Genomic DNA, 12,586 nt, shown 5'->3' with positions numbered 1-12,586 from the left:
TACGCCGTCCGTCTCGAACGATATTTCAGGGGCCTGCGGCGCCGATGGTGTGTAATGTGCCCACTCGTTGACTGACTATTACGCGCCGAAGGAGAGGCCGATGGACCGGGAGATCGTACGGGCGTGGGTCGAGGGATGGGTCGTGTCGCGCGGCGCCTCACCGCCCGTCGAGGAGGAGTGGGGCTTCTACTACGACATCGGCCCCTTCCACAAGGCGGCCCGGTACGTGCTGGCGGAGCCCGACGAGGCACGCGTGCGCGAGCTGACCGGCAGCATCGCGGGCTCGGGCGTGTGGCTCGCCGTCTTCGAGGAGCCGGAGGTGGTCCGTGAGTGGATCGCGCCGGGCTGGACGATCGGCGACCCGGGGTATCTGATGACGACCACGTTCGCCGCGGCCGACACCACGGCCGTCCCCGAGGGGTACGAGGTGCGGCTCTGGGAGCGCGGGGGCGTCGTCCGCGTCGTCGTGCGCGCGCCCGACGGCGGTCCGGCGGCACGCGGGCAGATCGGCCTGCCGGGCGGCGGCCGTACCGCCGTCGTCGACCAGATAGAGACGGTGGAGGCGCACCAGCGCCGGGGCCTCGGCCGCCTCGTCATGGGCGTGCTGGGGAACGCCGCGCTGGAGGCGGGCGTCCAGGACGCCGTCCTCGCCGCGACCGACGACGGCCGGGCCCTCTACACCGCGCTCGGCTGGCGCGTGGTGTCCCCGCAGACCGACCTCTTCCGCACGGCGGAGGACGCCGCAGCGGACGGCGTCACCGCGGCCGAGGCCGCCTCCTCAGTCGCGGAACGAGCCGTCGGCGCGGCGCGCGTGGCCTGACAGCAGGTGGCGGCACTGCGGGCAGTGCCGCATCACGCCCTTCTTGACCAGGAACGCGATGCCGATCGTGACCAGGTACAGCAGGCCGACGGCCAGCTTCTGCGCGACCCTGCCCAGCCACGACTTCGTGCACGTCGCGCAGTCCCGGCATCCGTCCGCCATGGCAAACCCCCTGTTCCGCGCATCCCTCGTGGAGCGCCTTTTCGATGATCGTAAAGACGTGGGGAGAGCGACGGAACGTTGCCCCTGGGCTGTGCCTGGAACGCGGTGGTTACAAACGCGGTGGCTACATACGCGGTGGCTACATACGGACCTCGCTCCTGTCCTCGCCCCAGAGCGTGTGGAACGTGCCCTCCCGGTCGGTGCGCTGATAGGTGTGCGCCCCGAAGAAGTCCCGCTGCGCCTGGATGAGCGCGGCGGGCAGCCGGGGGGCGCGCAGCGCGTCGTAGTACGCCAGCGCGCTGGACATGCCGGGCGCCGGGACGCCGTGCCGGGCCGAGGTGGCGGCCACGTCGCGCCAGGCGTACTGCGCCTCGCCCAGCTCCTTCGCGAACTCCGGGTCGGCCAGCAGCGTCGGCAGCCAGGGGTCGCTGGTGAAGGCGGCGCGGATCCGGTCGAGGAACCGGGCCCGGATGATGCACCCGGCGCGCCAGATCGCGGCCACGTCGGCCAGGTCGATGTGCCAGCCGTACTCCTCGCTGCCCGCGCGGATCATGTCCCAGCCCTGCGCGTAGGAGATGACCTTCGACGCGTACAGCGACCGTTCGACCTGGTCGGCGAAGTCCGCCGCCTCGTCGCGGCCCAGCAGCGCCCGCTGCGGGCCGGGCAGTGGGGACGCCGCCGTACGCAGCTCCGTGTGGCCGGAGAGCGACCGGGCGAAGACCGCCTCGGCGATCCCCGGCACCGGCGTCCCGAGGCCCAGCGCCGTCTGCACGGTCCAGCGCCCGGTGCCCTTCTGCTCCGCGCGGTCCGCGACGACGTCCACGAAGGGCTCGCCGGTGGCCGCGTCGGTGTGGGTGAGGACGTCGGCGGTGATCTCGATGAGGTACGAGCCGAGGCGCCCCTCGTTCCAGCCGCGGAAGATCTCCGCGATCTCGGCGGGCGGGTAACCGGCGACGTCGCGTAGGAGCTGGTAGGCCTCCGCGATGAGCTGCATGTCCGCGTACTCGATGCCGTTGTGCACCATCTTCACGAAGTGACCGGCGCCGTCCGGGCCGACGTGGGTCGTGCACGGGGTGCCGTCCGGCGCGCGGGCCGCGATCCGCTCCAGCATCGGGCCCAGCGACTCGTACGACTCGGGCGAGCCGCCCGGCATGATGCTCGGCCCGTTCAGCGCGCCCTCCTCGCCGCCCGAGACGCCCGTGCCGACGAAGTGCAGGCCGCGCTCGCGCAGGGCCGCCTCGCGGCGGCGGGTGTCCTCGAAGTGCGCGTTCCCGCCGTCGATGATCACGTCGCCCGGCTCCAGCAGCTCCGCGAACTCCTCGATCACGGTGTCCGTCGGCCCGCCCGCCTTCACCATGATCATGACCCGCCGTGGCCGTTCGAGCGCGGCCACGAACTCCTCGGCCGTCTCGGCCGGTACGAAGTCGCCCTCGCCGCCGAACTGTTCGACCAGGTCGCGCGTCCTGCCGTACGTCCGGTTGTGCACGGCGACCGTATAGCCGTTCCGTGCGAAGTTGCGGGCGAGATTGCGCCCCATCACGGCCAGCCCTGTGACGCCGATCTGAGCCCTGCCACCACTCATGGTTCCCCGCATCCCTTCCGCCGTTCCCGTCGTCTGTCCGTTCTCCCCGTTCTCCCCGTCCTCCGATGGTCCCGCGTGCCGCCGGAATACGCCTCGCACGGCCGATTCGTTCAAGACGGCGGCGATCACGCACGGCTACCGTCGCGGCCATGAGCACCGAGAACACCGAGAACAGCGAGAACACGGAGTCCCGTCACATCGGCGTACGCATTCGCCGCCCCGCCGAGGACGTCTACGCCTTCGCCAGCGTCCCGGAGAACATGCCCGCGTGGGCCCACGGCCTGGGCCGCTCCCTGACGAAGACCGGCGGCCGGTGGGTCGCGGAGTCGTCCCCCCTGGGCCGGGTCGTGGTCGACTTCGTGCCCCTCAACGAGCTGGGCGTCCTCGACCACGACGTCACACTGCCGTCGGGGAAGACCGTCCACAACCCCGTACGGGTGATCGCCGACGGCACGGAGAGCGAGGTCGTCTTCACCCTCCGCCGCCAGCCGGAGATGACCGACGCCGACTTCGCACGCGACGCCGGGATGGTCGCCGCCGACCTGGCCCGGCTCAAGGAGCTGCTTGAGGGCTGACCCGCGAACGTACGAGCGTCCTACAGCTCGCTCAGGAGGCGGGCGGTGTCCGGCTCCGGGACGCCCGCGCGCTCCCGCACCAGCTCCTGGAAGCGGGGACAGTCCGTGAGGTCCTCGTGCGCGCAGTCCAGCGCGTGCTCCACCAGCTCCAGCTCGGCACGCGTACGGGCGGCGCGCTCGCGCAGCACGTCGCGCTGGGCCCGCAGGGTCGCACGCTGCGTGGCCGGATCGCCGCGCGTGAGCAGGGCCCGAATCGCCTCCAGACCCATGCCCGCCTCCTTGGCGCGCAGCACGACCGCCACCCGTACGCGCTCCGCGTCCCCGTAGCGGCGGCGGCCCGCGCCGTCGCGCGGCGGACTGAGCAGCCCGGACGCCTCCCAGTGGCGCAGCACGTGCGGGGCGAGTCCGAACTCGTGGGCGATCTCCCCGATGCCGACTTCCGCCGCGCGGCGCGCTGTTGACCTCATGCCGACATTAAGTCGCAGCCTGAACGGCATGTCCAAGGACCAGCACACCTCAGCTCCCTTTCCGGCCCCTCCCCGCCTCGTGGAACTGCTCGACCGCGTCGACGCCGCGCCCGAGGCGGAGGCGCTGCGGCGACGCTCGTACGAGCTGCTCGGCGTCCGGGAACGGCCGGGCGCGCGCGTCCTCGACGTCGGCTGCGGAACCGGCCGCGCCGTCGGCGAGATGGCCGGGGCCGGGGCCCGCGCCGAGGGCGCCGACACCGACGCCGCGATGCTCGCCCTCGCCCGCGAGCGGTGGCCCGGGGCCCGCTTCCACGAGGCCGACGCGCTCCAACTGCCGTACGGCGACGGCACGCTCGACGGCTACCGCGCCGACAAGCTCTACCACGCGCTGCCCGACCCGGCGGCGGCCCTGGCCGAGGCCCGCCGCGTACTGGCGCCGGGCCGGGGGCGGGTCTGTCTCCTCGGTCACGACTGGGACGCGTTCCTCCTCGACGCGGACGACCCCGAGCTCACCCGGGCCCTCGTCCGTGCCCGGTCCGCCGAACTGCCCTTCCCGCGCGCCGCGCGCGGCTACCGCAACCTGCTCCTCGACGCGGGCTTCCAGGACGTCCACGCCGAGGCCCGCACATGGATCCTCACCGGCGAGGCCGCGCTGCCGTACCTGGAAGGTCACGCACGCGCCGGAGTCGCGAGCGGAGCGGTGACCGCGGCGGCCGCCGACCGCTGGCACCGCGAACAGCGGCACCGCGCCACGGCCGACCGTCTCTTCCTCGCCCTCCCCTTCTTCATGGCGGCGGGCCGGGCGCCCACCGGCCGGGCGCCTACGGCGTGAGCCGGGGCTACTTCGCCTCGGCGTAGCACTCCACGACGGCCGTCGAGAAGGCGAAATTGACCGGTATCTCGCCGAAGACCACGCGCGTGGCCTGGGCGCCCGCCGCGCGGATCGCCCCGGTCACCCGCTCCGCCTCCTCGGCTGGGCAGTGCACGATGACCTCGTCGTGCTGGAAGAAGACCAGCTCGCAGGCCGTCCCGGCGAGGCGCTGGCGCAGCGCCGCGAGCATCAGGACGGCCCAGTCGGCGGCGCTGCCCTGGACCACGAAGTTCCGGGTGAAGCGGCCACGGGCGCGGGCGCCCGCCTCGGTGCGGCGCGGGCCGGCGCCGTCGCCCTCACCCCCGCCGTCCGCCTCCGGCGCCGCGGGCCCGTCCTCGTCCTCCGTCCCGGCGGGCGGGCAGGTGCGGCCCAGGTACGTGCGGACCAGGCGGCCCTCCTCGCCCGCGCGGGCCGCCTCGTCCACGTACGCCACGGCGGCGGGGAAACGCTTGCGGAGCGCCGCCAGGTTGCGCAGGCCGTCGCCGCTCGTCTGTCCGTAGATCGCGCCGAGCAGCGCCAGCTTGGCCTGGTCGCGGTCGCCGGAGAAGGCGCGCTCGGACAGCGCCGTGTAGAGGTCCTGCTCGGTGGAGGCCGCCGCCATCAGGCCCGGGTCGCCGGAGACGGCCGCCAGGACGCGCGGCTCCATCTGCGCCGCGTCCGCCACCACCAGCCGCCACCCCGGGTCCGCTACGACGGCGCGCCGCACGACCTTGGGGATCTGGAGCGCCCCGCCCCCGTTCGTCGTCCAGCGGCCCGAGGCGGCCCCTCCCGGCACGTACTCCGCGCGGAACCTGCCGTCGCGCACCCAGGAACGGAGCCAGGTCCAGCCGTGCGCCGTGTACAGCCGGTACAGCTTCTTGTAGCGCAGCAGGGGGGCGACGGCCGGGTGGTCGACCTTCTCCAGCTCCCAGGCGCGCGTCGAGCCGAGCCGGACGCCCGCCCGCGCGAACGCCTGGAGCACCTCGGCGGGCAGATCGGGCCGCACCCGCGCGCCGGGCCCGAAGGCACGCGAGACCTCCTCCTCCAGCTCCACCAGCCGCCGGGGCAGCCCGCCGCCCGCATACCGCTCGCCGAGCAGCTCGTCCAGCAGCTCGCGGTGCAGGTCGGCCCGCCAGGGGACGCCGGTCCTGCTCATCTCGGCCGCCACCAGCGTCCCCGCCGACTCGCCCGCCAGCAGGAGCCGCATCCGGTCGGGGTGGGCGGCCTCGCGGGTCCGGGCGAGCTGCGAGCCGTACACCTCCACGAGCGCCTCCAGGGGGTCCACGCCCTCCGGGAGCGGCACCGGGCCCGCCTCGAACAGCGAGGGCTGCGGGTCCGTCTCCCGCGAGACCGGCGGCGGATCGGGCGGCTCCGGCAGCCGGTGCAGCCGTGCCCAGGCGGCGGGGAGGGAGCGGGGGCGGCCCGCCAGCCCCTCGTGGCCGAGGAGCAGGGCCTCGGCCGCCTCCACGTCGTAACACCTCTCCACGCGCAGGTCCGCCGCGAGCAGCGCGGGATAGACCGCGGCCGTCGAGCGCCACACCCAGCGCGCGACCTCCGGGCGCGCCCGCACGGCCGCCGCGGGCGACTCCTCGGCGCGCACGGGCCCCGCCGGGCGGCCCTCGCCGTCCAGCGGGCACACCAGGGCGCGGCCCCCGGCGGTCTCGGCGAGCGCCCACCGCCCCTGGGGCCGGACATCCTCGGCACTCTCGGTCATGTCAGCGAGTGTGGCAGGGGGGACTGACAATCCCGGTGATGGTGACCCACGCCATATGCGTCAGAGGCGTGCACCGCACGATCCATGGGGATATCCCGGACAACCTCGGATGATGACGGTCTGTCATACTGCGGTCATTTCCTGGCACTTGGAGACTCCGGACAGCAGGGACGGTCTTGGACGACAGACAGCAGGGCGCGGCGGGACCCGCGCCCGCCTCCCGGGGCACGGAGCGCTCGCGGGCACGCCGCGCCGAACTTCTCGCGACGGGCCGCAAGCTGTTCGCCGACACGTCCTACGACGCCCTCTCCATGGACGACATCGCCCGGCACGCGGGCGTCGCCAAGGGGCTGATCTACTACTACTTCACCAGCAAACGGGGCTACTACCTCGCGATCATCGAGGACGCCGTCGCCGGGCTCGTCCTGCGCGCCGCCGGTGACCAGGACCTCCCGCCCGCCGAGCGCGTCCACCGTACGGTCGACGGATACCTGCGCTACGCCGAGCACCACCAGGCCGCCTACCGCACCATCGTCACCGGGGGAGTGGGCCACGACACGCAGGTCCTCGCCCTGCGGGACGAGGTCCGCGAGCGGCTGCTCGGCACCATCGCGGAGGGCGCGTGGGGGACCACGGACGTCCCGCCGCTCGTCCGGTCGGCCCTGATCGGCTGGCTCTCCTCGGTGGACGGGGTCACCCTGGACTGGCTCGGCCGCCGGGAGCTGCCGCGCGACGCGGTGCGTGACCTGCTGGTGCGCACCCTGCGCGCGACCCTGGAGGCCATCGAGGAGTTCGAGCCGGACTTCCCCGCGCCCCCGTACGGACGCTGATTGGCGCATCCCGAACCGACATACCGCCGCCCGAGGAGGACACTCGTATCCATGGGATCAGCGCAAAAAGGCTGAAAGGGAAGCCATGGATATCTCAGGCATCATCAGCGCGATCGTGATCGGTCTCATCATCGGCGCGCTGGGGCGGCTCGTGCTGCCAGGGCGGCAGCGGGTCGGCCTGCTCTGGACACTCCTCGTCGGCATCGTCGCGGCACTGATCGGTACCGCCATCGCCGGGGGACTCGGAGTCGCGGACACCAGGGGCATCGACTGGATCGAGCTCGCCATCCAGGTCGTCCTGGCCGCGGTCGGCGTCGGTGCGCTGGACCGGGCCAAGGCCCCCCGCCGCTGACGGTCGCGGCTGACTGTCCGCGACCGGAATCAGGCGTGGGCGTGGCCCCGGAGCGGTGCGTGCTCCGGGGCCACGCCATGGGCGACCCGGCCAGGGGTCTCTGCTCGACGGCCGACGGCCGTTACTTGATGGCCTTGATCAGCTCACCGTCCGGGGTGTCGCCGCTCAGCTCCCAGAAGAACGTGCCGCCCAGCCCCTGCTGTGCCGCCCAGTCCCCCTTGGCGCCGATCGTCTCCGGGGTGTCGTAGCTCCACCACTGCTCGCCGCAGTGCGCGTAGGCCGTGCCGCCCACCTTGCCGGTGGCCGGGCACTTGCCCTTGAGCTCCTTGTAGTCGTCGATGCCCGCCTCGTACTTGCCGGGCGCCGGACCCGTCGCCGTCCCGCCGGGCTCGGACTGCTTGACGCCGGTCCAGCCGCGGCCGTAGAAGCCGAGGCCGTAGAGCAGCTTGTCGCCGGGGACGCCGAGCTTCTTGAGCTTGGCGATGGTGTCCTCGGTGTTGAACCCCTCCTTCGGGATGCCGTCGTACTTGGTGAGCGGGGAGTGCGGAGCCGTCGGCCCCTGCGCGTCCCAGCCGCCGAAGTAGTCGTACGTCATGGGCAGATACCAGTCGACGTACTGGGAGGCGCCCTTGTAGTCGGCCTGGTCCATCTTTCCGCCGTCGGAGGCGTCGGCCGTGATGGCGGCGGTGATCAGCTTGTCGCCGAACTTGCCCCGGAGCGCCTTCAGCAGGTTGGCGAAGGCGTCCTTGCCGCTGGTGTCACAGGTCAGACCACAGGTGTTGGGGTACTCCCAGTCGATGTCGATGCCGTCGAACAGGCCCTTCCAGCGCTCGTCGTTGAGCAGGTTGAAGCAGGACTCGGCGAAGGCCTCGGGGTTCTTGGCCGCCTCACCGAATCCGCCGGACCAGGTCCAGCCGCCGAACGACCAGAGGATCTTCAGGTCCGGGTGCTTCTTCTTCAGCTTGAGCAACTGGTTGAAGTTGCCCTTCACCGGCTGGTCCCAGGTGTCGGCCTGGCCGTCGACGCTCTCCTCGGCCGTGTACGTCTTCTCGTAGTCGGCGAAGCTGTCGCCGACCGTGCACTTGCCGCCCTGCACGTTCCCGAAGGCGTAGTTGATGTGCGTGAGCTTGTCGGCCGAGCCGGACGTCTCGATGTTCTTGACGTGGTAGTTGCGCTGGTAGACGCCCCAGTTGGTGAAGTAGCCGACGTTCTTCCCGGCGGCCGAGGCCGAGGGCTTGGCGGGGGCCTCTTTCTGGCCCGCCGAGGCGTTGACCGTCAGCATCGTGGTGGCGAGAACCGCCGCGCAGGCGGCGCCGATCACGGCGAACAGCTTGCGGCGCCCGCCGAACGACCGCCGACGTGACCGTCTCTTCTCGGTTCCGAGCATGATTCTCCTCGCGTGTGGGGGAGTGGGGGGTGCTCAGTTCCGCGCGCCGTGTCCGCTGCCGGGGGTGGGGTGATGCGGTGGGGTTGTGGCATGGACACGACTTGCGTTCTCCACGGCGGAATCTAGAAGGACTAGACCAGTGCGTCAATGGTTCGGACCAATTCCCGTCCGTCGCTGCCGCTGAGCCGCCGGTCAGGGGCCGGTTCACACCCGTCAGCCGGTGACGCGAGGCGTCCGATCGGGCATACTCCAACTGCCCCGGCCACAGGCCAGCCCTCCTCGCGACCCGGAGAGGGAGGATCACGGCGGGGCAGCGACACCCCTGGGCCTTCCCGGCCCGGCCAGAGACCCTACGGCGGCGTGCCACACCCCGGACGCGTCGCCGCCGAGCCTGACCGAAGGAGAGCGCGCCATGCCGCAGCACGGTCCGCAGCCGGTGGAACGAGAACTGCCCACCGAGGAGGCGCACGACCTGCTGACCCTCGTACGCGATCTGGTGCAGCGCGAGATCAAGCCCACCGCGGCCGAGGAGGAGGCGGCGGAGCGCTTCCCCCGCGACACCTTCTCGCTGCTCTCCCGCTCCGGCCTGCTCGGCCTGCCGTACGAGGAGGAGTACGGCGGCGGGGAGCAGCCGTACGAGGTCTATCTGCAGGTCCTGGAGGAGCTGGCCGCCGCCCGGCTCACGGTCGGCCTCGGCACCAGCGTGCACGCCCTGGCCTGCTACGGGCTCGCGCACTTCGGCACCAAGGAGCAGCGCCTGGAGCACCTCCCCGCCATGCTCGGCGGCGAGCTGCTCGGCGCCTACTGCCTCTCCGAGCCCTCCTCCGGCTCCGACGCCGCCTCCCTGCGCACCCGCGCGGTGCGCGACGGGAACGACTGGGTGCTGCACGGCACCAAGGCGTGGATCACCCACGCGGGGATCGCCGACTTCTACACGGTCATGGCCCGCACCGGCGAGGACGGACCGCGCGGCATCACCGCGTTCCTCGTCCCCGGCGACGCCGAGGGCCTCAGCGCAGCGCCGCCCGAGCGGAAGATGGGCCTCAAGGGCTCGCCCACCGGACAGCTCCACCTCGACGGCGTACGGGTGCCCGACGCGCGCCGTCTCGGCGACGAGGGCCAGGGCTTCACCATCGCCCTCGCCTCCCTCGACTCCGGGCGCCTCGGCATGGCCGCGTGCGCCATCGGCATCGCCCAGGCCGCGCTGGACGAGGCTCTGGCGTACGCGGAGGGGCGGGCGCAGTTCGGCCGCCCCATCTCCGACTTCCAGGGCCTGCGCTTCATGCTCGCCGACATGGCCACCCAGATCGAGGCGGGCCGCGCCCTCTATCTGAGCGCGGCCCGGCGGCACGACCAGGGCAAGCAGTTCTCCCAGCAGGCCGCCATGGCCAAGCTGTTCTGCACCGACGCCGCCATGCGCGTCACCACCGACGCCGTCCAGGTCCTCGGCGGGTACGGGTACACGGCGGACTTCAGCGTCGAGCGCTACATGCGCGAGGCCAAGGTCCTCCAGATCGTCGAGGGCACCAACCAGATCCAGCGCATGGTCATCGCGCGCCGCCTGCTGGGCCCGGAGAGCGACCGCTGAGGACGTCCACCCGCCTGTCGACCCGCAGCAGGTACTCCTCCCGGTCGAGCGGATCGCTGTCCGTCCTCGGCCGGGAGGGTGGTGCCGTGTCGCTGCCGCTGCCGCTGCCGCTGCCGCGCACCGGCTCGTAGCGGTCGAGGACGGTCTCCAGCACGCCCTCGCCGCTCGTGAGCGACGGCAGCTCGCGCTCCAGCCCGTGCACCGAGGCCGCCGGGATGTCGCCCTCCACGGCATACGTGTCGCCGTACGTCACCGAGGTGCGCGGCACCGCGCGCAGCCGCGAGAGCACCGGCAGCACCGCGCCGTACGCCTCCGCCGGGAGGTCCAGCCGGAAGTGGTGCACCGGCTCGCACACCCGCGTACCGGCCCGCCGCAGCGCCTCCATCAGGACCAGCGGCGTCAGGTTCCGGAAGTCGCCCGCGGTGCTCGACATGCTCTTGTCGAACGTCCCGTGCGCGTGGCTCTGCCGCGCGAGATAGCCCGAGCGCGTCAGCGTCACCACGCAGTCGGTGACCTCCCAGCCGTGCAGCCCCTGCCCCAGCGTCGCCCGGACGGTCTCCTCGACCGCGCGGACGAACGCGTAGGGCAGCGAGCCGAGTTCGATCTCCAGCCGGAAGCCGACGCCCGAGCCCACGGGCGCCGGAGCGACCCGCAGGCCGACCGTCGCGAGGAACGGGTTCGCCCCGGCGTGCAGCACCTCGACGGCCTCTCCCGTCCCGGCGGGGCGCTCGATGTGCAGCGTGGTCGTCTCCCGGAAGTCGGCCTCGACGCCGAACTCGGCGGCCAGCGTCTCCGCGATGACCTCCTTCTGGACCTCCCCGTAGAGCGAGACGCGTGTCTCGCCGCGCCGCTCGTCCAGCCGCAGGCCGATCAGCGGGTCCTGCTCGGCGAGCTGGGTGAGCGCGGTGTGCAGCGCGCCCCTCTCGTCCGGACGGCGCGGCACGACGACGCTCTCCAGGGTCGGGGCGGCGAAGTGCCGGTCCGTATCGCGGTCTTCGCTCTCAAGAGGCCGGGCACCGACCCGGGCATCGACCCTGTCGCCCAACCGGTCGCCCACCCGTACGCCCCTGAGCCCCCGCAGGATCCCGATGCGCCCCGCGCCCACCTCGGGGCGCGGCAGGACGGAGCCCCGCTCGAAGACCTCGATGCCGGTGACCTTCTCCTCCGTACCGTCCGGCAGCCGCAGCCGGTCCCGTACGCGCACGGTCCCGGCCGTCATGCGGACGTACGCGGACTTCTCCCCGGCGGGGCCGCGCGCCACCTTGAACACGGTGCCCGACGGGGCGCCCGCCGCGGCCCCGGCCACCTCGGTGGCGGGCAGCAACCCGGCGATGCCCGCGACCAGTTCGCCGATCCCGGCGCCCGTGATCGCCGAGCCGGGGAACACCGGGTGGACGAGCGCGCGCCGCGTCTGCTCCACCAGCGCCGCACGGAGGCGTACGGGCGAGAGGGACCGCTCGTCCTCGACGTACGCGGCGAGCAGCTCCTCGTCGTGCTCGGCCAGCACCGCCGCCATGCGCGAGACGAAGCCGGGGTCGGTGTCCTCGTACGGCACCGCGCGCGCCCCGCGCGTCCCCGGCGCGCGGACCGCGCCCATCGCGAGGCTCGCGTCGGTCAGCTTCGCGGCGATGCCGCGCAGCACGGCGTCCTCGCGGGCTCCCGCGCGGTCGATCTTGTTCACGAAGAGGAGGGTGGGGAGGCGCAGCCGCCGCAGCGTGCGCATCAGGACGCGGGTCTGCGGCTGCACGCCCTCCACGGCCGAGACGACGAGCACGGCGCCGTCCAGGACGCTCAGCACGCGCTCGACCTCGGCGATGAAGTCGGGGTGGCCGGGGGTGTCGATCAGATTGACGGTCACGCCGCCCGCCTCGAACGAGGCCACGGCGGACTTGACGGTGATGCCGCGCCGACGCTCCAGCGCCAGCGAATCGGTCAGCGTGCTGCCCGCGTCGACGCTGCCGATCTCGTCGCGCACGCCCGCGGTGTGCAGCAGGCGCTCGGTGAGGCTCGTCTTCCCCGCGTCAACGTGCGCGAGGATTCCCAGGTTGAGTGTTCTGGCAGGTGTACTCACGAAGTGTCATGCCCTTGAGGTAGGTGACGGTTCCCATCCGGCTGGACATGTCTGCGGGGCACATGGGGGCCTCCGATCGTGAGAGGGCCGTACGGGTGCGCGTACGAGTGCGCGTACGCGTACGGATACGGGGCGCGGGCACCTGGCGGCCCCGCCGCCACGCAGTGCAGCAGAGCGCGCGCCCGCGG

12 protein-coding genes are annotated in these 12,586 nt (G+C 72.9%); 6 read left to right on the top strand and 6 right to left on the bottom strand.

The features are described 5' to 3' along the window. Positions 1-100: 100 nt before the first annotated feature. Positions 101-820, top strand: coding sequence for a GNAT family N-acetyltransferase (locus ACGF3A_RS22305; protein WP_393732009.1), 720 nt, complete (start codon positions 101-103; stop codon positions 818-820). Here ACGF3A_RS22305 and ACGF3A_RS22300 read toward each other — a convergent pair. After that, a complete protein-coding gene (locus ACGF3A_RS22300) occupies positions 779-982 on the bottom strand; it encodes a hypothetical protein (RefSeq protein ID WP_393732008.1) in 204 nt (67 codons plus the stop codon). The two genes, ACGF3A_RS22305 and ACGF3A_RS22300, sit on opposite strands and share 42 nt — an antisense overlap. 139 nt (positions 983-1,121) lie before the next feature. Then, positions 1,122-2,564, bottom strand: a complete 1,443-nt coding sequence (gene gndA / locus ACGF3A_RS22295) for an NADP-dependent phosphogluconate dehydrogenase (RefSeq protein WP_393732007.1) — start codon at positions 2,562-2,564, stop codon at positions 1,122-1,124. A 149-nt stretch (positions 2,565-2,713) separates the two neighbouring features. On the opposite strand from gndA, the gene ACGF3A_RS22290 reads away from it, so the two are divergent. Beyond that, the gene (locus tag ACGF3A_RS22290) at positions 2,714-3,139 is read left to right on the top strand and encodes an SRPBCC family protein (protein ID WP_393732006.1); all 426 of its coding nucleotides are present in this window, start codon (positions 2,714-2,716) and stop codon (positions 3,137-3,139) included. A 20-nt stretch (positions 3,140-3,159) separates the two neighbouring features. On the opposite strand, the gene ACGF3A_RS22285 is transcribed toward ACGF3A_RS22290, so the two are convergent. After that, the gene (locus ACGF3A_RS22285) at positions 3,160-3,606 is read right to left on the bottom strand and encodes a MerR family transcriptional regulator (protein WP_393732005.1); all 447 of its coding nucleotides are present in this window, start codon (positions 3,604-3,606) and stop codon (positions 3,160-3,162) included. Positions 3,607-3,634: 28 nt separating this feature from the next. Between ACGF3A_RS22285 and ACGF3A_RS22280 the strand changes: the two genes are divergently transcribed. Next, entirely contained in the window at positions 3,635-4,438 is an 804-nt protein-coding gene (locus tag ACGF3A_RS22280) for a methyltransferase domain-containing protein (protein ID WP_393732004.1), read from the top strand. Between the two features lie 7 nt (positions 4,439-4,445). Here ACGF3A_RS22280 and ACGF3A_RS22275 read toward each other — a convergent pair whose 3' ends face one another. Continuing rightward, a complete protein-coding gene (locus ACGF3A_RS22275) occupies positions 4,446-6,170 on the bottom strand; it encodes a bifunctional 3'-5' exonuclease/DNA polymerase (protein WP_393732003.1) in 1,725 nt (574 codons plus the stop codon). A gap of 176 nt (positions 6,171-6,346) precedes the next feature. On the opposite strand from ACGF3A_RS22275, the gene ACGF3A_RS22270 reads away from it, so the two are divergent. Together ACGF3A_RS22270 and ACGF3A_RS22265 are read left to right on the top strand one after the other, a co-directional pair. Beyond that, a complete protein-coding gene (locus tag ACGF3A_RS22270; protein ID WP_393732002.1) occupies positions 6,347-7,000 on the top strand; it encodes a TetR/AcrR family transcriptional regulator in 654 nt (217 codons plus the stop codon). An 85-nt stretch (positions 7,001-7,085) separates the two neighbouring features. Next, entirely contained in the window at positions 7,086-7,352 is a 267-nt protein-coding gene (locus ACGF3A_RS22265; RefSeq protein WP_393732001.1) for a GlsB/YeaQ/YmgE family stress response membrane protein, read from the top strand. 121 nt (positions 7,353-7,473) lie between these two features. On the opposite strand, the gene ACGF3A_RS22260 is transcribed toward ACGF3A_RS22265, so the two are convergent. Next, positions 7,474-8,739: a glycoside hydrolase family 18 protein gene (locus ACGF3A_RS22260; protein ID WP_393732000.1), complete on the bottom strand. Its 1,266-nt coding sequence runs from the start codon at positions 8,737-8,739 to the stop codon at positions 7,474-7,476. A gap of 412 nt (positions 8,740-9,151) precedes the next feature. Between ACGF3A_RS22260 and ACGF3A_RS22255 the strand changes: the two genes are divergently transcribed. After that, positions 9,152-10,327, top strand: coding sequence for an acyl-CoA dehydrogenase family protein (locus tag ACGF3A_RS22255; RefSeq protein ID WP_393731999.1), 1,176 nt, complete (start codon positions 9,152-9,154; stop codon positions 10,325-10,327). On the opposite strand, the gene ACGF3A_RS22250 is transcribed toward ACGF3A_RS22255, so the two are convergent. Continuing rightward, a complete protein-coding gene (locus ACGF3A_RS22250; RefSeq protein WP_393731998.1) occupies positions 10,287-12,398 on the bottom strand; it encodes a GTP-binding protein in 2,112 nt (703 codons plus the stop codon). The two genes, ACGF3A_RS22255 and ACGF3A_RS22250, sit on opposite strands and share 41 nt — an antisense overlap. Positions 12,399-12,586 lie beyond the last annotated feature (188 nt).

Source organism: Streptomyces sp. NPDC048172 (genome assembly GCF_043202595.1).
Lineage (GTDB): Bacteria > Actinomycetota > Actinomycetes > Streptomycetales > Streptomycetaceae > Streptomyces.
Note: the sequence above shows the minus strand (reverse complement) of the source record. Positions and strands in the feature narration are given on the sequence as shown.